17 protein-coding genes are annotated in these 21480 nt (G+C 36.6%); 1 reads left to right on the plus strand and 16 read right to left on the minus strand.

All coding sequences use genetic code 11. The features are described from left to right. Positions 1-9: 9 nt before the first annotated feature. The 12 genes from AC5LWL_RS18765 to AC5LWL_RS18820 form a co-directional block, all read right to left on the minus strand. Positions 10-189: a YjzC family protein gene (locus tag AC5LWL_RS18765; RefSeq protein ID WP_493435730.1), complete on the minus strand. Its 180-nt coding sequence runs from the start codon at positions 187-189 to the stop codon at positions 10-12. Between the two features lie 258 nt (positions 190-447). Then, the gene (gene argF / locus AC5LWL_RS18770) at positions 448-1395 is read right to left on the minus strand and encodes an ornithine carbamoyltransferase (RefSeq protein WP_493435731.1); all 948 of its coding nucleotides are present in this window, start codon (positions 1393-1395) and stop codon (positions 448-450) included. After that, entirely contained in the window at positions 1392-4505 is a 3114-nt protein-coding gene (gene carB / locus AC5LWL_RS18775; RefSeq protein WP_493435732.1) for a carbamoyl-phosphate synthase (glutamine-hydrolyzing) large subunit, read from the minus strand. Before carB ends, argF begins: the two co-directional genes overlap by 4 nt. Further along, positions 4498-5577 carry a carbamoyl phosphate synthase small subunit gene (locus AC5LWL_RS18780; RefSeq protein ID WP_493435733.1) on the minus strand — a complete coding sequence of 360 codons (1080 nt, stop codon included), beginning with the start codon at positions 5575-5577 and terminating at the stop codon, positions 4498-4500. The genes carB and AC5LWL_RS18780 overlap by 8 nt, the downstream gene beginning before the upstream one ends. A gap of 137 nt (positions 5578-5714) precedes the next feature. Next, on the minus strand, positions 5715-6872 hold the full coding sequence (gene argD, locus AC5LWL_RS18785; RefSeq protein WP_493435734.1) for an acetylornithine transaminase: 1158 nt from the start codon (positions 6870-6872) through the stop codon (positions 5715-5717). Then, a complete protein-coding gene (gene argB, locus AC5LWL_RS18790; protein ID WP_493435735.1) occupies positions 6869-7642 on the minus strand; it encodes an acetylglutamate kinase in 774 nt (257 codons plus the stop codon). Before argB ends, argD begins: the two co-directional genes overlap by 4 nt. Before the next feature lie 12 nt (positions 7643-7654). Continuing rightward, positions 7655-8902: a bifunctional ornithine acetyltransferase/N-acetylglutamate synthase gene (argJ, locus tag AC5LWL_RS18795; protein ID WP_493435736.1), complete on the minus strand. Its 1248-nt coding sequence runs from the start codon at positions 8900-8902 to the stop codon at positions 7655-7657. A gap of 12 nt (positions 8903-8914) precedes the next feature. Beyond that, the gene (argC, locus tag AC5LWL_RS18800; protein WP_493435737.1) at positions 8915-9949 is read right to left on the minus strand and encodes an N-acetyl-gamma-glutamyl-phosphate reductase; all 1035 of its coding nucleotides are present in this window, start codon (positions 9947-9949) and stop codon (positions 8915-8917) included. Between the two features lie 486 nt (positions 9950-10435). Next, the gene (locus AC5LWL_RS18805; protein ID WP_493435738.1) at positions 10436-11146 is read right to left on the minus strand and encodes a LutC/YkgG family protein; all 711 of its coding nucleotides are present in this window, start codon (positions 11144-11146) and stop codon (positions 10436-10438) included. Continuing rightward, complete coding sequence (locus AC5LWL_RS18810; protein WP_493435739.1) at positions 11094-12572, minus strand: LutB/LldF family L-lactate oxidation iron-sulfur protein; 1479 nt, start codon at positions 12570-12572, stop codon at positions 11094-11096. Before AC5LWL_RS18810 ends, AC5LWL_RS18805 begins: the two co-directional genes overlap by 53 nt. Before the next feature lie 21 nt (positions 12573-12593). Next, positions 12594-13313 (minus strand): (Fe-S)-binding protein, encoded by a 720-nt coding sequence (locus AC5LWL_RS18815; protein ID WP_493435740.1) that lies wholly within the window; start codon positions 13311-13313, stop codon positions 12594-12596. A 310-nt stretch (positions 13314-13623) separates the two neighbouring features. Beyond that, positions 13624-14352, minus strand: coding sequence for a FadR/GntR family transcriptional regulator (locus AC5LWL_RS18820; RefSeq protein WP_493435741.1), 729 nt, complete (start codon positions 14350-14352; stop codon positions 13624-13626). 492 nt (positions 14353-14844) lie between these two features. Between AC5LWL_RS18820 and AC5LWL_RS18825 the strand changes: the two genes are divergently transcribed. Continuing rightward, complete coding sequence (locus tag AC5LWL_RS18825; RefSeq protein ID WP_493435742.1) at positions 14845-16533, plus strand: L-lactate permease; 1689 nt, start codon at positions 14845-14847, stop codon at positions 16531-16533. A 41-nt stretch (positions 16534-16574) separates the two neighbouring features. On the opposite strand, the gene AC5LWL_RS18830 is transcribed toward AC5LWL_RS18825, so the two are convergent. The 4 genes from AC5LWL_RS18830 to AC5LWL_RS18845 form a co-directional block, all read right to left on the minus strand. Beyond that, positions 16575-17843, minus strand: coding sequence for a molybdopterin molybdotransferase MoeA (locus tag AC5LWL_RS18830; protein WP_493435743.1), 1269 nt, complete (start codon positions 17841-17843; stop codon positions 16575-16577). 362 nt (positions 17844-18205) lie between these two features. Further along, positions 18206-19222 carry a GTP 3',8-cyclase MoaA gene (gene moaA, locus AC5LWL_RS18835; protein WP_493435744.1) on the minus strand — a complete coding sequence of 339 codons (1017 nt, stop codon included), beginning with the start codon at positions 19220-19222 and terminating at the stop codon, positions 18206-18208. Positions 19223-20006: 784 nt separating this feature from the next. Continuing rightward, on the minus strand, positions 20007-20315 hold the full coding sequence (locus tag AC5LWL_RS18840; protein WP_493435745.1) for a metal-sulfur cluster assembly factor: 309 nt from the start codon (positions 20313-20315) through the stop codon (positions 20007-20009). Between the two features lie 142 nt (positions 20316-20457). Then, positions 20458-21225 (minus strand): prolyl oligopeptidase family serine peptidase, encoded by a 768-nt coding sequence (locus tag AC5LWL_RS18845; RefSeq protein WP_493435746.1) that lies wholly within the window; start codon positions 21223-21225, stop codon positions 20458-20460. Between the last annotated feature and the right edge of the window lie 255 nt (positions 21226-21480).

Raw genomic sequence — 21480 nt, forward strand, 5'->3', positions numbered from 1 at the left:
GCTTTCTCTTTAAGGTTTTCGTTGATAGGTCCAAACTCTGTTATGGTTGGAGTTTTCGGGGAAACGGTCCCCTGCTTTCAATTTTAATGTTTGAGGATTATTAACATTGCTGCCTGTTTCGCCACACTCTATATATAAACCATTATTCGGGGCTTTTTGCCCTGAACGAAATTGTCTATTTTGTCCCATAAAGTTCCTCCTTAAAATGAAGCAATATACAGTTGTTTTTCTACTGCTTTTTTATTGTTTCCTTTTTTTTAACTTACATGAAGGAAATTTTTGTTTATATTTATAAAATCATTCAACTGAATCAAAAGGAATTTCGTGAGATTTTTTGGAGATGCTAAGAGGTATAAATAAAAAACCTCCATAATAGAGGTTTTTTATAAGAAAGCAACCCTGCTAAGAATTACTTCTTTTGTAAATTTTTTAAACTTAGCTTTTTATTTATTTTAGTATTTCGACTAGTAATGCTTTTTGGGCATGTAGTCTGTTTCCTGCTTGCTGGAATACTGCTGAATTATCTCCGTCAATTATTTCAGCTGTTACTTCTTCTTCGCGATGGGCTGGCAGGCAATGTAAGAAGATATAATCATCTTTTGCATGTTTTACTAGCTCACTATTGATTTGGAAGCCTTGGAAATCTTTTAAGCGTTGTTCATTTTCTTCCTCTTGTCCCATACTAGTCCAAACATCGGAATAAATTACATCGGCATTTTCTACCGCTTCTACAGGATTGGTTGTGATTAAAATGCTGCTTCCGCTATTCTTTGCAAATCCTTTTGCTAACGCTACTACTTCCTTATTTGGTTCGTAATTAACTGGTGTCGCAACTGCAATATCAATGCCCACCTTTGAACATGCAATTAATAGAGAGTGGACAACATTGTTTCCATCACCAATATATGCAAGCTTTTGGCCTTTTAATGTACCATTGATTTCTAGAATGGTTAAAAGATCTGCTAATGCTTGACATGGATGGTAAAGATCCGTTAAACCATTGATAACTGGGATGGTAGCATGCTCTGCCAATTCTGTAATAATATCATGAGAAAATGTACGAATCATAATAGCATCTACAAATTCCGATAATACTTTTGCTGTATCTGAAATTGGCTCTCCTCTTCCAATTTGTAGATCACGGCTACTTAAAAACAGCGCATGTCCTCCAAGCTGGAACATTCCTGCTTCAAAGGAAACTCTTGTTCTAGTAGATGATTTTTCAAAAATCATCCCTAATGTTTTCCCTTTTAACGGCGTATATTCTTTTCCGCTTAATTTTGCTTCTTTAATTTCTTTTGCTTTTTCTAACAGCTGTAAAATCCCTTCTGGGGAAACATCAATAAGAGAAAGCAAATCCTTGCCTTTTAAATCGATTGCTGAAGTTGTAATCATACGGTACTCACGTCCTTTTTCAACATATTATGCCATTCGTTAATGGATGAAACTGAGAATTCATCTACTTTAAAAGAGTCAATAAATGCTTCTGTGCTTTCTGCTTGTGTAAAGGTAATGATTCGATTTAATGTAGCCATTTCACGCAAATGCTGATCCTTTTCATCTTTTGTTTCGTTATAAAAAGCAACTGTTTCTTTTTGCGTCAAATATTTCTCTGCTTCTTCCTTTACCTCGATTACTGTTAAGCCAGCAGCTTCTGCTTTCTTTTTTAATAAAGTAAGTTCTTGATCTGCTTTAATTACTATTTGTTTATTTGTCACTTTTTTTAATGTGGGATGGAATACTTTTTTCAGTGCTTCCTCCATTGTACTCCCTAGAGCAATCCCTTCTCCTGTTGAGCGCATTTCTGGACCAAGCTTTGAATCTAAACCTTTTAATGCATAGTTGGAATACACCGGATATTTAACACATGTAAATGGAATATTATCCGTAAATGTTTTTTCCTCTTCCGACAATTTATATTTCCCAAGCAATATTTTTGTCGCAATTTGAACTAACGGCACACCAGTTACCTTGCTTATAATTGGAGCTGTTCTACTTGCCCGCGGATTAACTTCTAAAACATATACATCTTCGTCTTTAATAATGTATTGAATATTCATTAATCCTTTGTAATTTGTATTTTTGACAATCTTCTGTGCATAATCCAGCATTTTTTCTTTTACCGTATTAGATAAATTTTTTGCTGGTAAAATGGATAAACTATCACCAGAATGCACACCTGTTTTTTCAATATGTTCCATAATAGCAGGTACACATATATCAACACCATCTGCCGCAATATCCAGTTCTGCTTCTAATGCATACATAAACTGATCAACAAGGACAGGGTATGGAATATCTGTTGTTAAGTATTTTTGCAACTCCTGCTTATTTTCAATACGTTCCATTCCTTTTCCGCCAATTACATAAGAAGGTCTAATTAGCACTGGAAACCCTAGTTTTTCAACAGATGCTACTACCTGTTTCTCTTCAAAAGCAATATCACCTTGAATATGCGGAATATCTTCTTCATCCAACAGCTTATAGAATAAATCTCTATCTTCGAGCAAATCAATCGTATGGCTGCTGTTTCCAAGGATTTCGACCCCATATTCTTCTAACGCTTTTGCAACATTAAGAGCAGTTTGTCCCCCTAATTGAACAATCGCTTCTTTTATTCCTTCTGATTCAATGACATTCATAATGTCTTCTATCATAAGGGGTTCAAAATATAAACGATCTGCCGTCGCAAAATCTGTACTTACCGTTTCTGGGTTATTATTGATAATGATTGTTTCAATATTCTCTTCTTTTAAGGCGAATACACCATGTACAGAGCAATAATCAAATTCAATTCCTTGACCTATGCGGATTGGTCCACTCCCTATTACAAGTACTTTTCGTTTATTGCTTTCTGTTTGTTCATTTTCGCCGTAAAAGCTGGAGTAATAATAATTTGTTTTTGCTTCGAATTCTGCTGCACATGTATCAACCATTTTATAAATAGGCAATATGCCCATTTCTTTTCTTAATTCACGAACTTGTTTTTCCGTGCATCCCCATTCGCTTGCTATAAAGCTATCGCTGAATCCTTTTTCTTTCCAATGCTGCAGCATTTCTTTAGTCGCAAGTTCTGCGTTGGAATTAGAGATTTCTGTTTCCATCTTCACCAATCTTTTGAAAATATGAAGGAAAAACAAATCCATTTTTGTTAAAGCATGAAGTTCCTCTAATGAAACATTTTTTCTAATCAACTCTAATACTACAAAAAATCTTTCATCTGACTGCTCATGAAGCTTACTCATTAATTCATCAACTGACAACTGGATTAGATTCGGCTGTTTTAAATCATTCACTTTTATTTCTAGTGAGCGGATTGCTTTCAGCAAGGCTCTTTCCATATTTCGATCAATGCCCATTACTTCCCCAGTTGCCTTCATTTGTGTTCCAAGTTTTCTTGAAACAGTTGGAAATTTATCGAAGGGCCATTTTGGAAATTTCACTACTACATAATCCAGTGCTGGCTCGAAACTTGCGAAAGTATCACCTGTTACTGGATTGATAATTTCATTTAGTGTATAACCAACTGCCAATTTCGCTGCCATTCTTGCAATCGGATAGCCTGTGGCTTTCGATGCTAATGCAGACGAACGGCTTACCCTTGGGTTTACTTCAATTAAATAATACTGTTTGCTGTTCGGATCAAGAGCAAACTGAATATTACAGCCTCCAATAATACCTAAAGCAGATATTATTTTAATGGAAGCAGAACGAAGCATTTGATATTCAACATCCGTTAACGTCTGCGACGGTGCCACAACAATGCTGTCCCCTGTGTGAATGCCAACTGGATCAATATTTTCCATGTTGCAGATCGTAATACATGTATTCATACTGTCACGCATTACTTCGTATTCTACTTCTTTAAATCCAGCAATGCTTCTTTCTACTAAGCATTGTCCGATGGCACTTTCTTGCAAGCCGCCAGCTACAAGCTTCGTATATTCTTCCATATTATCTGCAATTCCACCGCCTGTTCCGCCAAGTGTGTAGGCAGGGCGTACAATAATTGGAAAACCAATTTCTTCTGCAAATTGTACTGCTTCCTCTACGACGTGAACTATTTTACTTTCAGGAACTGGCTCATTTAGTTCATACATTAATTGACGGAATGCTTCACGGTCTTCTCCTTTTTTGATCGATTCAATCGAACTTCCAAGAAGTTTTACATTATATTTATCTAAAATTCCGTGTTCACTTAATTGGAAAGCTAGATTTAATCCCGTCTGCCCACCTAATGTTGCAAGCAAGCCATCTGGTTTTTCTTTTTGTATAATCATTTCTAATACATCTACTGTTAGTGGTTCAAAATAAATCGAATCTGCAAATGTTTGATCTGTCATAATAGTTGCTGGATTATTATTTACAAGGACAACTTTGTATCCTTCTTCTTTTAAAGCCATGCATGCTTGTGTTCCAGCATAATCAAATTCTGCTGCTTGCCCAATAACAATGGGACCTGATCCGATTACGAGTACTTTTTCTATCGCTGTATCTTTAGGCATATGCAAAAACTCTCCCATAATTTGCTTTGACATTTTCAATAAATTCATCAAATATATAATATCCTTCTGAAGGACCTGGATTTGCTTCCGGATGGAATTGAACGGTAAGCAATGGATATCTTTCATGTGACAATCCTTCTACCGATCCATCATGCAAATTGTAAAAACGCATCGTGCAACCCGTATTTTTTAAACTTTCTTCTTCTACCACATAGCTATGGTTTTGCGAAGACATAATCACTTTTGTATTTGTTTTATCCATTACTGGATGATTCGCTCCTCTATGGCCAAAAGGTAATTTGGATGTTTCACCGCCAAGAGATAATGCCGCTAATTGATGACCTAAGCAGATTCCAAGCGTTGGATAATGTTGAATCAATTCTTTTACAGTTGGCAGCACTTCTTCAATATCCTTTGGGTCTCCAGGACCATTGGATAGAAGGATTCCGTTAGGATCTAATGCTTTGATTGCTTCAAATGATGTATCAAAAGGAACGACTGTTACTTTGCATCCTCGTTCAAGCAACGCATCCAGCATCGAACCTTTTTTCCCAAAATCCATCAATACAATATGCTGTGCTCCGTTTCCATATGTTTGCATATCATTATCTGAAACTTGTGCTACTTTTACTGTCTTTTGAAGCACAATATCTTTTGTTTCCGTCACTTGCTCCGTGGTTATAATCGCCGGCATGGAACCTTCATTACGGATGTTTTTTACAATCGCTCTTGTATCTACATGTGTTAATAACGGGATATCCCATTTTTGCAAATAGTCTACAAGGGAATGCTGTGATTGGTAATGAAAGGCTTCTTTATTCGCTTCATATACAATTACTCCTGCAACATGGGGCTTTTTGCTTTCAAAATCTTCATTGTTAATTCCATAGTTTCCTATTAAAGGGTACGTAAAAACAACAATTTGATCTTTATAAGAAGGATCTGTCAGCACCTCTTGATATCCAGTCATTCCTGTAAAAAACACAATTTCACCACTCACATTTTCCGCAGTATCACTCAGAAATGCTCCTTTATATTGTGCTCCATTCTTTAAGTACAAATATCCTTCCATTTTGTACACCTCTATATTCTTTATTTCAGGCATTTGAGCCAATTGACATTGGTCAAATCCCAATATATTTTCGAAAACCAATGTATATTTATATCATTTTTCTTATAATTATACATCAACTTGCAAAAAAATTCATCTTAAACTGTCACTTTTTTGTAAAGATTTATTTGTTTTTCGAGCATTTTTACTGCTTTATCGATTTCTTCTATTGTACAAGTTAAACTTGGAAGCAGGCGAATTACATTATTTCCTGCAGGAAGTACAATAAGACCATCTTTTCTTAACTCACTTAAAATCTCGCTTACTGGCTGATCCATTTCAATTCCGATCATCAAACCTTTGCCACGGATATTTTTCACATGTACGTTTTGCCCTAATTTTTCTTTTAACGCAGTCATTATATACTCGCTTTTTTTATTCACGTTTTGCAAGAAAGATTTTTCAAATATAATCTCCATTGTTTTACATGCAGCTGCCATTGCAATCGGATTTCCACCAAATGTTGTACCATGGCTGCCTGGTCCAAAAAATTCCTTTAATGCTGCTTTTGCTGCAATAGCGCCTACTGGCATTCCATTTGCTAGACCTTTTGCAGATGAAATAATGTCTGGATGGATGTCAAATTGTTGAAAAGCAAATGGTGTTCCAGTCCGTCCGACTCCTGTTTGAATTTCATCGACAATCAACAATGCCCCTTTTTCTTTGCATAAAACTTCTACTTCTTGAAGGAATTCTTTTGTACCTACATGAATCCCGCCTTCTCCTTGAATCACTTCCAGCATAACAGCTGCTACATCCTCTGTTAATTGGCTTTTTAAAGCTTCTATATCATTAAATGGTACATATTCAAATTTTTCTAGCATTGGACCATAGCCATGTTTAATTTTATCCTGGCCTGTTGCTGACATAGTCGCAAATGTTCTACCGTGAAAGGAAGATAAGAAAGTGATAATCTTTGTTTTTCCTGTTGCTTTTCTAGCTAATTTTATTGCTGCTTCGTTCGCTTCCGCCCCGCTATTGGCAAAAAAGACTAGATCCATTCCACTTGCTTCCGCTAAAAGTTTTGCCGCCTGTTCTTGCACTCCCACTGGAAAGAGATTGGACACATGCCAAAATTTTGACAATTGGTCTTCAATCGCTGCTTTTACTTCTTCATGACAATGTCCTAAGTTGCATACACCGATTCCAGCTGTAAAATCTAAATATGTTTTTCCATCTGTTCCAGTTAAATAGCTTCCTTTCGCTGATGCTGGCTCCACTTCCCATTTCGCATAGGTTGGAAATAAATGACTCATTTGATTACCTCCTGCTTTTTCACAATTTGTGTTCCTTTTAACGTTTCATCCTGATAAAAAGCTTTTTTTCCAGAAACAATCATTACACTCTTCAATCCGCTGTCCAATGCCGCAAGAGCTGATGTTACTTTCGGAATCATCCCCCCGGTAATCTGGCCTTCCTCAATATAATGTGTCACTTCGTTTTCTTCTAAAAGGGAAGCGACTTTTCCGTCAATAATAATTCCTTCTACATCTGTAGCAAACATGCAATGTTCTACATTTAAGCTTTTTGCCACTGCTGCAGCAGCATAATCTGCATTTATATTTAACTTTTTATTATCTTCTGTACTGCCTAGTGGCGTGATAACTGGTATATAGTCTTTCTCTAAAAGCATGTGAATAAGATCACTGTTTACTTGCTTCACATTGCCAACTAAACCAAGATTTTCTTCATTAATAATCGAAGCTTGTATTAACTGATCGTCCGTCCCATTCATTCCTACAGCAGCTAAGCCATGTTTGCTTAATAATTGTACAAGCTTGCGGTTGGTTTTCCCTGAAAGAACCATTTCTACAATATTTAATGTTTCTGCTGTTGTTTTGCGGAGACCATTATGAAATTCCGGTTCAACGCCCATCACTTCGAGCATTTCATTAATATCCGGTCCGCCCCCATGAACGAATACTAATTGATAGCCGCTTTTCTTTAATTCTTTTAAGCTAGTAAAAAAATCTTCAGAAAGCTGATCAATCACGCTTCCTCCACATTTGATAAGGATTGTTTTCAATTTGGTTCACTCCTACGTTCTATAGCTCGCATTAATTTTTACATAATCATAAGATAAATCGCATCCCCAGGCTTTTCCTTGGCCTTCTCCATTATGAAGATGTACAGTAATTTTAATAAAATCTTGATTTAAATAGTTAATTGCTTCATCTTCGGAAAATGCTTGCGGTTCGCTGTTTTTTAACATCTCAATCGGCCCGATTGCAATATCCACAGTAGAAGGGTTCACGCTCGTTTTTGTTTGACCAATTGCCGTAATAATTCTTCCCCAATTGGCATCCGATCCGTAAATGGCTGTTTTTACTAAATTTGATCCTACAATTTGTTTTGCAATTACTCTTGCTTCATTCTCTGATTGTGCTCCAGACACTTCTACTTCAATTAATTTGGTTGCCCCTTCTCCGTCTTTAGCAATTTGTTTCGCTAAACTTTCGCAGGTTTTTGCTAAAAGCTGTAGGAAAGCTGGATAATCAGGGTGCTCTTTTGTTAATGGACTATTCTTTGCCAATCCATTCGCCATCACTAGTACCGTATCGTTTGTTGATGTATCGCCATCCACTGTGATCTGGTTAAAGGTTGTTGGAATAACGGTGCTTAACGATTCTTGCAAAAGATCGGAATCAATATTTGCGTCCGTCGTAATAAAGCCCAGCATTGTTGCCATATTTGGGTGAATCATGCCAGAACCTTTTGCTGTACCGCCCATCGTCACAACAGCTCCACCGATTTTGCTTGTATAGCAGCATTTTTTCATTACCGTATCTGTTGTTAATATCGCTTCTTGGAATGCATCGGCATGATTTGAAGTATCGCCTTGTTGCAATTGCTTGATGCCGTCATTGATTTTATCCATTTTTAGATATTCACCAATTACTCCTGTCGAAGAAACGGCTACATATTCTTTTTTTATTTGTAAATGATCTGCAAGTGATTGACGCATGGTATAAGCATCTTCTAACCCTTTTTCCCCTGTACAAGCATTTGCACATGCACTGTTTACCACAACTGCTTGAATAAGCTTTTCTGCTGCAATAGAAGCCTGTGTTACTTTTAACGGAGCAGCTTGAAAATGACTCATTGTATACACTGCTGCACTATTAGCTGGAACTTCACTTACGATTAGCCCTAAATCTTTTTTATTGTATCTTAATCCAGCATGTACTCCCGCTGCTTTAAACCCGATTGGCGATATAATACTTCCGTCTGTAACTTCTTCAACATGGGATGATTGTTCTTCATTAATATTTGATATAACCTGCACGGTTGCTCCTCCTTATGGGTACAGCGGTAAAAAGTTTAATCCAGTCATTTCATGCAACCCATTCATTATGTTTGCATTTTGAACTGCTTGCCCTGCTGCCCCTTTCATCAAATTGTCGATAACAGAGATAATGGTTACTCTTCCTGTTCTTTCATCTACATGAACACCAATATCACAATAATTCGAACCACATACTTCCTTCGTTGTCGGGAAATTGCCTATTGGTCGGACACGGACAAAAGGATGATCTTTATATGCTTCTTCATATAATTCATGAATAGCAGCAGTGGTATATTCTTCTTTTAAAGACGCATATATGGTTGCCATAATTCCTCTGTTTGTTGGCAGTAGGTGGGTTGAAAAAGTGATAGGCTGTATGTCCTTATTCCAATCTGTTAGCTGCTGTTCAATTTCGGGAATATGTTGATGTTGATTTACTTTATATATTTTAAAATTTTCATTCATCTCCGCAAGCATTGTTCCCCTTGATGGGCTTCTTCCAGCACCGGAAATACCTGACTTTGCATCTATAATAATGCTATCTGGTTTTACTACGTTTTCCTGAATAACTGGTGCAAGCCCCAGTAATGATGCTGTTGAATAACATCCAGGATTAGAAATCCACTTTGCACCTTTTATTTCTTCTTTATTCCATTCTGAAAGTCCATAAACAAATTTATTTATTAACTCAGCTTTTGCCGGTTCTTTTTTATACCATTTTTTATAATCTTCTGTATTTCGAAGCCTCAAATCACCAGACAAATCAACCATCTTAATGGTTGTTTCTGCAAAATCTTCTACTAGTCTGCTAGAAACACCAGAGGGAGTGGCAAAAAATACGATATCACACTCTTCTGCAATTTTTTGTGGATCAATTTTCTGTAATTTATTTTCTACAATATTATATAAATGAGGATATTCATTCCAAACCGGAACCTCATCTCTTGTTGTGTGCACTGATTGTATGTCTATTTCGGGGTGTGTATGCAATATTCGTATTAATTCCGCCCCGCCATATCCAGTTGTACCGATAATAGCTGCCTTCATAATTTCCTCCTTCTATAGGAAATGTTGTATATTTAATCATTTTTTTTTATATTTATTAATATTCGATTCTCTTATTATAAAAACTTACTATTATAAAATCAACACTTTTTCTTAAAAGTGATTGTATTCTGATTTTTCAATAAATTATAAAGCTAGATAAGAGGAGAAGAACTGGATATTTTGGGTTTCGTATTTATTTTTCATAGAAAAAACTCATAGCTTGCTTCCACCACTCGAAATCAGCAACAATGCTTGTTTAAATTGGTGATGATTTCCCTCTTTTCACACATAAAAAAGATGCCTCAATCGAGACACCTCTTAAAGAGGTTGTTCAAAAAGTCCGGTAAAAATGACACATCGAATTTCTTCGTTGGTTTGCCTCTCCGCTTTTCACGTATTAATACCATACGCTGTGATGCTCGAAGCTAAACCGCCTCGAACTTCTCGGTCCTTTTTATCCTCCTTTTTGAACACGCACTTAAACTATTATAAATCTTCCACTAATATATAAGCTGCTTTTACCGGACCATGTACGCCGACAACAAGATTCATTTCAATATCTGCTGAATTGCTTGGACCGGTTATATAATTGATGCATGATGCAACTTGTTCCCCGCTCTGAACCTTCTCTCTTAGAATTTTCGCCGCTTGTGTCATTCGAGGAACAATGGTGCTTTTTGGAACAATCACAATGGAATGAGTTGGCAAGAAACTAACCGTTCTTCCTCTATCTTTTCCACTGAATAAAACAACCGTTCCAGATTCCGCTAATGTGATTTCGCTAATCGTAATGCCTATATTTGCTTGGTCTGCTTTTTCTATATTTTCTTTCCCCAAGGAGGAGTCCCATTCAAAAAACGCTGTTTCCTCCAACTCTTCCTTTAACAGCTTATTCACACCAAATTCCTCAAAACGCTCGTCTTTCCATGTGACGATTGATTTCCCGCCATATTCTTTCACTATTTCGCGGAGCTTTTCTGGCAGTTTTTCTTTTGAAGTAATGGTTAAATCAGTATGAATTTTTAAGCACTGTGTTTTTAATACCTCTACTAACTCATCTTTTGTTGCGTTTTTTAGCACCTGATCCTGAGGATTGTACGCCCATGCACGTTTAGGTGCTTCCCTTCTTACTTCTCTGCCAAGTCTATTTGCTATCGTCTGAAGAAATGCCTCTTTGTTCTGTATCGACCCTTGCATATTTGCCGCCCCCTTTATCTCTATTTTTAAACCAGTCCCGAAATCTTTCTTTTGTTGGTGCAGGAAAATCACGAATATCTGTCCATTCCTTTAATAGCCCTACCCCTTTTGTAATTTTCCCTCCCTTTGTTAAAGGCTTTGTCATAGCAGGAGCCATCTTGGAGCCAATATTATATAAAGATGGAGATGAAGCACCCATACCAAATGCATTAAATAACATTTTTTCTGAAACAGGTGCTTTCCCTTCTTTTTCCACGATTATTTGTCGATGTTTTAACAATAATTGGTGCAGCGGAATTTTCACGGGACATGCATCGGTGCAGGCAGCACATAATGATGATGCATAAGGAAGCTCTTTAAATTCATCATAACCGCCAAGAAGGGGAGATAGTACTGCTCCTATTGGTCCGGAATAAATCGAGCCATAAGAATGGCCGCCGACATGTCGATATACGGGACAAACGTTGATGCAAGCAGCACAACGAATGCATTGCAATACAGATTGAAATTCACCGCCAAGAATGGACGAACGGCCATTATCAACAATGACTAAATGAAATTCCTCTGGTCCATCCACATCGTCTGTCTCTTTTGGCCCTGTTAACGTGGTAACATAGCTTGTTAACTTTTGACCGACTGCACTTCTTGTCAGCATGCCGACAAGCACTTCCATTTCTTCAAATGTCGGCACAAGTCTTTCCATCCCCATAACGACCACTTGGGTTTTCGGCAAGGCAGCAACAAGATCTGCATTTCCTTCATTTGTCACTAAGGTAATTGAACCCGTCTCTGCTACAGCAAAATTACAGCCTGTTATCCCTATATCAGCTGTTAAATATTCTTGACGCAGCACTTGGCGAGCATGCCATGCCAACTCCTCTGGTTTCTCTGTGTTCGTGTAATTTAATTTTTCTGCAAACACATCGCGAATTTGTTCTTTGTTTTTATGTAATGCAGGAACCACAATATGGGATGGTGGATCATGATCATCGAGTTGGAGAATATATTCTCCTAAATCTGTTTCAATCACCTTACATCCAGCATCCTCTAATTTTTGATTTAATGAGATTTCCTCTGTTACCATCGATTTCGCTTTTACTACCTTTTTGGCATTCTTCTGTTTCGCAATATCTCCAATATACTTACTTGCTTCCTCAGCTGTTTTAGCAAAAAAGACATGTCCGCCTCTTTTAGCAACATTTTCGCTTAGCTCATCTAAATAATAATCAAGGTTATCCAACACATGCTGGCGAATTTCTTCTCCATGATTCCGCCATTCTTCCCAATTTCCCATTTCATCGGTTACAGCATTTTTTCTTGTTTGAATCGTTTCTTGTGCTTTCGAGACAGCGCCACGCATAAATTCATTTTTCAACTCACTGTTTACTCGCTCTTTAAACTTTACGGAGCTTGTTTTCATTGACATTACTGCATCCCCCTTTATTCATTAGATTTGACTGTTTAACACCTCTGCAATATGAAGTACTTTTACTGGCTTATCCTTTCTATCAAGACGTCCCCCTATATTCATCAAACAGCCAGCATCAGCACTTATTAAATAGTCCGCACCAGTATCTTCCACACAATGAACCTTTTCATCGACCATTTGCTCAGAGATTTGCCCCATTTTCACGGAAAAAGTCCCACCAAATCCACAGCAGTTTTCTTTATGTGGCAATTCGTTATATTCGATTCCCTTTACATTTTTTAATAGTTTCATAGGAGCTTCCTTGACACCAAGAAGTCTTGTCATATGACAGGATGTATGATAAGTTACCTTGCCATGAAAGCTTGCGCCAACATCTTCTATTTTTAATACATCCACAATAAACTGTGTTAACTCATATGTTTTAGAAGCAAGTTCTTTTGCTTTTGGCTCCCATACTGGGTCCCCTTTAAAAACATGTTGATACTCATGAAACATATAAGCACATGAACCTGAAGGGCAGACAATATATTCTGCATGCTCAAAAGCATTTATCATTGTTTTCATTGCTGCTTTCGTTTTTTCTACATAGCCACTGTTATAAGAAGGCTGTCCGCAGCATATTTGATTTGTTGGAAAATCCACTTCACATCCAAGCCGTTCTAATAATTCTACCGTTGCTTTTCCGACATTACTTTGAAACATATCCACTAAACATGTCGCAAATAAAGTCACTTTCATACTTACATCCCCTTTTTAAAATAAACTGAACTTTCTCTCCTTAAAAAGTCTGATCTTAATCAGATATACACATGAACAGGTCATCTGATGACTACTTTTTTACTATTTGCTTCATTTTTACAAAATAAATAGAATAAAAAAATTAAGCGCTTTCATAAATATATTGCTTTTTTATCCTATTGGCAAGGAAGAAATATTTTGCGCTTAACTGATTTTTTTCTTGTGCAAGCATTTAACAAAACTAGCTTTTGCTAACTACTTATACTCTTCGATGACTGCTAAATTCAGTCAAGCATGAAGGAAAAAGAGATTATCCTTTATTCTCTTTCCCCATAAAATATTGCTGCAAGACAGCTTCCACCTTTTGCAAATGGTATAGCATTGCCTCTCTTGCTTTATTTTCATCCTGATTTACTATTGCTTGATATATTTTTAGATGTTCTTCATAAAGTCTTTCTGTGGTTGTTTGTTTAGAGAATAACCATAATCGCCTCGTTTCCTTCATCGTTTCCTGCATTAAGTCAGAAACATTTAGTAACAAGTTCATTAATAAGGGATTTTGGGAAGAATCAGCAATTGCTAAATGAAAATCCAAATCCGATTTTTCTCCTAATTCTTCTACTCCATTTGCCCCTTTCATTTCAATTAAAGCTAGCTTCATCTTTTCTAAATTTTCTTTTGTTCGTTTATTAGCTGCTGCTGCTGCAGCACCAGTTTCTATAATCCTTCTTACTTCAAGGAGGTTATGAACATCCTTTTGATTCATTAAAATGGCTGTAGGAAAAGAAAACGAAATTTCATTCGCTTCAAATTGCCTAACATAAGTACCTTCTCCTTGTTTCATTTCAATCAAGCCTTTTGCCCTTAAAGCAGATAAGGCTTCCCTCACGGCTGAACGACTTACTTGGAAATTCTCAGACAGCTGCTGAACAGATGCGAGTCTATTTCCAGGTTTTAATTGACCTGATTGAATAGCCTCATGCAATGCTTCAGTTATTTCTTCGTAAATCTTTTTTGGTTTAATTTGTTTAAATTCCATTGTTTTACCTCAGAGCGCCACTCCGTTTGTTTAATTATACTGCTAAAAAGCAACTTTTTACACAGAAAAGACAAATTTTTGTAAAAAATATGTTGTTTTTTTCCATTTTAGATTTTATAATAGGTTCATCAAGTCATCAGATGACCTAGTTTTCCGTTTAGAATATTTTGAAAGCGTTTACTAAAAGGTATGCATGTAACGAAGGGTGTGAAGACTCCTGCGGGAAATGTGGGAAGGCTAAAGACCCCGCAAGGCTACGCCGAGGAGGCTCAGAGCTCCCACCCCGCGGAAAGCGAAGCAACCCGTAGTGGAAAGTAACCTCCACAATAAAAAACAAGCCACCCATTTTATTGTTCTTAAACCAAGTAATATCAAGACTTGCAAACGAATTTGATGGTGCGAAGTTTGAGTAATTAAGTGAAAAGATGAGTTGATTTTTATTTAGAAATGGTGAATGTAGAGAAAAAATGTAGCAAAGAGGAGATGAGTTTAATGACATTTACGCAAAATTTCACAGCGGTTGGTGATAATTTAGCTTTATCAGCAATCGTAGCTTTAATTCCAATTTTATACTTTTTTTGGGCATTGGCTATTAAACGCATGAAAGGTTATTTGGCTGGACTTACTACATTGGCAATCGCTTTACTTCTTTCTGTAATCGCTTTCGGAATGCCGACAGGAATGGCTGTAATGTCTGCCAGCCAGGGAGTTGTTTATGGTCTGCTTCCTATTGGCTGGATTATTATTACCTCTGTACTGCTCTATAAATTGACAGTAAAAAGTGGGCAGTTTTCCATTATCCGTAATTCTATTTTATCTATTACCGAGGATCGTCGTCTACAGGCATTGCTAGTTGCTTTTTCATTTGGAGCTTTTTTGGAAGGAGCTGCTGGATTTGGAGCACCAGTTGCCATATCAGCTGCACTGCTTGTTGGTTTAGGATTTAATCCTCTGTATGCTGCTGGCATTTGTTTATTAGCGAACACGGCACCTGTTGCATTTGGTGCAATTGGCATTCCAATTACTGCTGTAGAAGGTCCTACAGGAATTCCGGCATTAGAAATATCAAAAATGGTGGGTCGTCAGCTTCCTTTCATTTCTGTATTTATTCCCTTTTATCTCGTTATTATTATGGCAGGATTTAAACGAGTGTGGGAAGTAATGCCTGCTATTCTTATTTCCGGCATTTCTTTCGCAGTTACTCAATATTTATCCTCCAACTTCCTTGGGCCAGAATTACCAGACATTTTATCTGCATTAGTTTCTTTATTTGCCCTTACAATCTTTCTTAAATTTTGGAAGCCAAAAACAATTTTTCGCTTTAAAGGCGAAGAAGAGCTTGCCGCTTCCTCAGCAGAAGCAATTAAAACAGAGATGCCCCACTATACAAAAGGACAGATTTTTCATGCTTGGTCTCCTTTTTTAATCTTAACTGCCTTTATTTCTATTTGGGGGATTCCTCGCATTAAATTAGCTTTAACAGGACATTATGAAGGAACAAATAGTATATTAAAAGCAATCAATCATCTTGGTGAGGCACTAACCTTTATACCTGAAGTACCGTTTTTGCATAATAAAATTATGAATGGAGCAGGGGAAGCCGTTGCCGCTCTCTATAAAATAGAGTTATTAGGTGCTGCTGGAACTGCCATTTTATTTGCCTGTATTGTGACAAAATATCTTTCTCATTTATCTTGGAAGGATTGCTTCTCTACATTAAAAGAAACATTACATGAGTTAAAGTTTCCAATTATAACAATTGGTTCTGTCGTTGGATTCGCTTATGTAGCCAATGCTTCTGGAATGTCTACAACACTTGGAATGACATTAGCAAAAACTGGTGCATTATTCCCGTTTTTCTCTCCTTTTCTTGGCTGGCTTGGTGTTTTTATTACTGGGTCTGATACTTCTGCCAATTTACTTTTTGGAAATCTGCAAAAAATCACGGCAATGTCTGTTGGAATGGACCCAGTTTTGGCGGTTGCAGCTAACTCGAGTGGCGGTGTAACTGGAAAAATGATTTCTCCACAATCAATCGCTGTCGCTTGTGCTGCTGTAGGTCTTGCAGGAAAAGAGTCGGAGCTGCTGCGTTTTACCATTAAACATAGTATATTCCTTGTCATCATAATCGGTATTATTACTTTCTTGCAAAGCAATGTGCTTTCATGGATGATTCCTTAATTTAAGTTATTAGCGAGGGGATGAAATAGCCCTCGCTTCTTTTACCATGTACATTCACTGCCTGTTTCTTCTTCCAGCAGAATAACACGTACTTGTTCTCCTGCTTGATATCCTTTATTACCGCCTGGCAATATCGTTAATGCATTAGCAAAAGCAAGGCTACTTACACTGCTCGATTTATCTACACCGCTTACTGCTGTCTCTAATATCCCATTAACAACGGATACTCTGCTTCTAATAAGTCTTGTAAACGAATTAGGAGTTAAGAAATTTTCTTTCAAAATTGCCTTTACTATTGGCAAATGCGGCTTTTTCGAAAACAGCAAACTTTTAATGAGTGGATTTGCAAATAATTCAAAACCAACATAACAGGCAGACGGGTTCCCGGAAAGTCCAAATAATAATTTTCCATTAAGATGTGCTACTGTTGTCACACTCCCCGGCCGCATCGCTATTTTGTTAAAAAGCACTTCTGCCTTCAGTTTCTTATAAATATCTGGTAGCAAATCATAATCTCCTACTGAAACGCCGCCAGTTGTAATCAATAGATCGACTTTATTTAACGCTTTATGTATTGCTTCATAACTTGGATCCAATAGATCGGCTAATTTCCCGAAGTAGTGGGGAATGGCTCCAGCTCTTTCTATCTGAGCTATTATCATAGGGGCATTGCTGTTTCTAATTCTCCCTTCTTGAAGCTCTTCGTGAACTTCTAAAAGCTCTGATCCAGTAGCAAAAACACCAACAATCGGTTTTTTCGCTACTGGAACTTTTTCATAACCAAAAGTAGCTAATAATGCGATAATCCCTGGATTAATTTTTGTTCCTTTTTCTACTAAAATGGCCCCTCTTTTTATATCTTCGCCTTGAAAGGAAATATGATCACCTTTTTGAATACTATGTGCGACTGTTATGTTTGTTTGCTGTTTAGAATTACTAGATGATACTTGTTCAAGCATCACGACTGCATCACAATCAGCTGGCAGCATCGCCCCTGTCATAATTCGTACTGCCTGGTTTTTGCCAATCCTTTTATGGCAAACTTGACCTGCTCCTATTTCATCAATCACTTCTAAGGCGGTTGGATGCTTAGGTGACGCGTCAATTGTATCGATAGACCGCAAAGCAAATCCGTCATATGCGGAACGATTAAAGCTTGGAACATCGTGGCTTGCAGTAATATGTTCGCTTAAATAGCGGTTATTGCTCTCTGTAAGCGATAGCCATTCTGTTTCTCCTGTTTTTTTGTATTGCATCACCTTTTTTATAGCGTCTTCCACTTTTATTGGTGTTCGCTTTTCAACAAGCATTTATTATCTTCCTTTCTTATATGTATTTCTTTTTATTAACATTAGGCTACTCTTAATATAGGTTTTGGTCTCTCAATTAGTCCCGCGGGAGTCTTCGTGTATTCTGACTTCTCCCTGCTTATAAAACTTAAGAAAACTGCTTCTTTTCATGCGCAGGGTGCAAATTTGATTGGCATAGGGGGCTGTTTTAAAAGATAATATACTTTTTAAGGGAAGTTTTACGAGATTTTCTTGTTATAAAATGGGTTGGCATTGCTTCGTATGATGAGAGCAAGAAGGTGTGAAAAGTGAATAGCACCCTGACTAGAAAAGGTTAAAAAAAAAGAAATATCATGAATATAATACTTCTTTTTCTACATATCTTATCCCCCTATATAGGACATTTCCATTTTTTTGCGAGATGCTGCGGTTTCTTCGGTTCGCTCATCAGAATATCTGTCTGTTCTGTTTTCCCAGATTCTTTTTATATATTCTATAACTTCTTTATCTGTTGCTTCTGCTCTTAAAAAATCGCGAATATTATGCCCTTTTCCATTAAATAAACAAGTATAAAGCTTACCATTTGCTGAGAGTCGTGATCTAGTGCAAGTCGAACAAAAGGATTCTGATACAGAGGTGATGAAACCAACATGGAGCTGCTGCTCTTCATACCGATATTTTTTCGCCACTTCCCCATAATAATCTGCATCTACTGGAATCAAAGAAAAATGTTTCTGTAAAATAGTGTAAATCTCTTTTTTCGTTATTACTTGATCTAATTTCCAGCCATTCGTGCTGCCAACGTCCATATATTCAATAAACCGAAGTTCCAGTCCTTCTGCTTTACAGAAGTTTGCCATCGGAATAATTTCCTGGTCATTTAACCCTTTTTTGACTACCATATTAATTTTCACACCGAGTCCGGCCTGTTTTGCAGCTTCTATTCCCTTTTTTATTGGTGCGACTCCTACATTTCTGCCGTTAATTTTTCCAAAAAGCTGATCATTTAAGCTGTCTAAACTTATATTTACCCTTTTTAGTCCAGCATTCTTTAACATTTGTGCATATTTTGGCAGGAGAACGCCATTCGTTGTTAAAGCAATTTCACGAATCCCCTTAATTTTGGTTAGCTTCTCTACTAATTCAGGAAGATTTTTCCGAATCAATGGTTCTCCACCGGTCAGTCTAATTTTTTCTACTCCTAATTTGACAAAAATTTTGGCTAGTCTTTTTATTTCTTCATAGGAAAGTAATTCATTTTGGGATAAAAAAGGGTAATCTGTTCCGAATATTTCTGCTGGCATGCAATACTGGCAGCGAAAATTACATTGATCTGTTACGCTTATTCTTAAATCTTTTATTGGTCTATTCCATTTATCCTTTACTTCTATTGGTGTCATGATCAATCAACTCCGTAATAAAGACATATTGCTTCTTTTTTTATTTAAAAGCTACCACTGAAAAAGTAGTGCTCTCGTAATAAGTCCGCAGCCGGAATACAATTCGCTTTCCGCGGGGCGGGCAGCCGAGCCTGTCCCGCAGGAGTCTTCGGGTATTCCGGCTGCTCCCTGTTTCAAACTTAGAATTAGTCTGCAGTGATGCTCTCTCTTCTACTACAGTAATAATGTTATTCTATTTAAAATACTTGCACCATTAGCGAAAACGATTTTTTCAACTTGACAATAGTAAAAATATTCTGAAAAAAGAGGAGTCTATAAAGAGTATTATTGTTTTTTTCAACTAACTTGTAGTCAGACTAGTTGTTGTGCATATTTTGCAGTAAAGTCTAAAGTTTATTTAAATGGGACTTTTTTAACTTTTTCAGTTTAAAAGCTTCTAGTCCTTGTAAGAATTGTCTCTTGCCTCTAAAAGTTGAAAAGCGCTTTTGGAGGCAAGAGAACATTTTTCTTCGGGGCTAACCAGGTGTTTCCGCTTTTATTTTTCTAGCTCCAACACCTAGCCCCTGTGAAAGATAACCTCCTGCCTCTAAAAGTTGAAAAGCACTTTTGGAGGCAAGAGAACATTTTTCTTCGGGGCTAACCAGGTGTTTCCGCTTTTATTTTTCTAGCTCCAACACCTAGCCCCTGTGAAAGATAACCTCCTGCCTCTAAAAGTTGAAAAGCACTTTTGGAGGCAAGAGAACATTTTTCTTCGGGGCTAACCAGGTGTTTCCGCTTTTATTTTTTACTGTACGCCTAGTGCGATTTTGGCATAACGTGACATTTTATCTCTAGTCCATGCTGGGGTCCAGACTATATTTACTTCTGTTTCCTTTACTTCTGGGATATCATTAGTAGCCGCTTTAACTTGGTCGACGATGACACCTGCTAAAGGACAACCCATTGCCGTTAAAGTCATGGTTACAATTAACGTCTTCTCTTCATTTATTTCTAAATCATAGATTAAACCTAAATTTACGATATCCACCCCTAGTTCTGGGTCAATAACCATTTCAAGTGCTCCCATAATATTTTCTTTTAATTCTTCATTCATTTTAGACACTCCTTTTTCATTTATTATAAACATCTATCTAAAAATGCTTGTAGGTAAACGTATTGTATTCATCATATCAGAAACAAGAGCGAATGAAAAAAAACATGATTTAGTGCTTTTTCTTTTTCGGCATTCTGATGTATTATAAATGGTTTTCAAACCATTCAATTGTTTTTAACATAGCCACTCTGCTGACCTTATGACCAGATTTCTCATCACTAATAAATTGAAGATTGTCAGGTACTTTATTATACAATGGTTTTATTTTTTCGTAAAATTGATAGGAAAACTCATATGGAACGACTTGATCTTGCTTACTATGCCAAAACATTAATGGTCTATTATTTAATTTCTCAGGAGTATTACTTAGATCCAATTTATCTAATCGTTGAATTAAGCCATAAATCTTTTCATCTTGAAGTGGAAATTCATATCCGCTTTTTTTTACTTCATCTATTTTATATTGTGTAAATTTCTTATAATAAGGCATCCCCATTAAACTGACCGCGGCATGAATCCATTGGTATTTTCTTAGCGCTCCTAATGTTACAATGCCTCCCATGCTTGTACCAACTAGTCCAATTCGATTAATATCTATAAAACCCTTTTCTTCAAAATTCTCTTTAATTATGTTAATTTCATCTATTGTCTTTAATACAATTTCCCAAAAACGAATATTTAAATCCATTTTTACATAACCTTCTTCTCTTTCGCCGTGATATAAACAATCAGGCAAAACGACACGAAAGCCTTTTTCCGCTAAATTGTAGGCGAAGTGAAGATTATGTTCTTTTGCACTAGTAAATCCATGGATAAATTGAATGAATGGAAGCTTTTGATCGTAATTTTCTTTTTTTACTATATGTAATAATGGAATTTCATTTATAAATAATTTTTCAATAAGAACCATAAAAAACTCCTTTGACTACAGATGAAAAACGTTTACTCTTTCACTTAAAGTGGCACTTCTGAATAAACAAACTTATTCAGAAACTTTCATTATTTTCAACACTTTATAACTGCATTATTCTACATAAATACGTTTACCACTATAATGCAGATTTTTTATGAGAAAGTAAGTTATTTCTGATTATAAAAGCATTATTTAACAAACCTTTACAGTAATACGCTAGAATTAATGCATATATTATAATAAAATTTTATA

The organism is Niallia sp. WK069_GA_01 (genome assembly GCF_983173855.1).

Coding starts and splice junctions, on each gene's coding strand:
- AC5LWL_RS18765 (WP_493435730.1), bottom strand. CDS start 189: ATGGGACAAAATAGACAATTTCGTTCAGGGCAAAAAGCCCCGAATAAT.
- argF (WP_493435731.1), bottom strand. CDS start 1,395: ATGATTACAACTTCAGCAATCGATTTAAAAGGCAAGGATTTGCTTTCT.
- carB (WP_493435732.1), bottom strand. CDS start 4,505: ATGCCTAAAGATACAGCGATAGAAAAAGTACTCGTAATCGGATCAGGT.
- AC5LWL_RS18780 (WP_493435733.1), bottom strand. CDS start 5,577: ATGGAAGGATATTTGTACTTAAAGAATGGAGCACAATATAAAGGAGCA.
- argD (WP_493435734.1), bottom strand. CDS start 6,872: ATGAGTCATTTATTTCCAACCTATGCGAAATGGGAAGTGGAGCCAGCA.
- argC (WP_493435737.1), bottom strand. CDS start 9,949: ATGAAGGCAGCTATTATCGGTACAACTGGATATGGCGGGGCGGAATTA.
- AC5LWL_RS18805 (WP_493435738.1), bottom strand. CDS start 11,146: ATGCAAGGGTCGATACAGAACAAAGAGGCATTTCTTCAGACGATAGCA.
- AC5LWL_RS18810 (WP_493435739.1), bottom strand. CDS start 12,572: ATGTCAATGAAAACAAGCTCCGTAAAGTTTAAAGAGCGAGTAAACAGT.
- AC5LWL_RS18815 (WP_493435740.1), bottom strand. CDS start 13,313: ATGAAAGTGACTTTATTTGCGACATGTTTAGTGGATATGTTTCAAAGT.
- AC5LWL_RS18820 (WP_493435741.1), bottom strand. CDS start 14,352: ATGGAATTTAAACAAATTAAACCAAAAAAGATTTACGAAGAAATAACT.
- AC5LWL_RS18825 (WP_493435742.1), top strand. CDS start 14,845: ATGACATTTACGCAAAATTTCACAGCGGTTGGTGATAATTTAGCTTTA.
- AC5LWL_RS18830 (WP_493435743.1), bottom strand. CDS start 17,843: ATGCTTGTTGAAAAGCGAACACCAATAAAAGTGGAAGACGCTATAAAA.
- moaA (WP_493435744.1), bottom strand. CDS start 19,222: ATGACACCAATAGAAGTAAAGGATAAATGGAATAGACCAATAAAAGAT.
- AC5LWL_RS18840 (WP_493435745.1), bottom strand. CDS start 20,315: ATGAATGAAGAATTAAAAGAAAATATTATGGGAGCACTTGAAATGGTT.
- AC5LWL_RS18845 (WP_493435746.1), bottom strand. CDS start 21,225: ATGGTTCTTATTGAAAAATTATTTATAAATGAAATTCCATTATTACAT.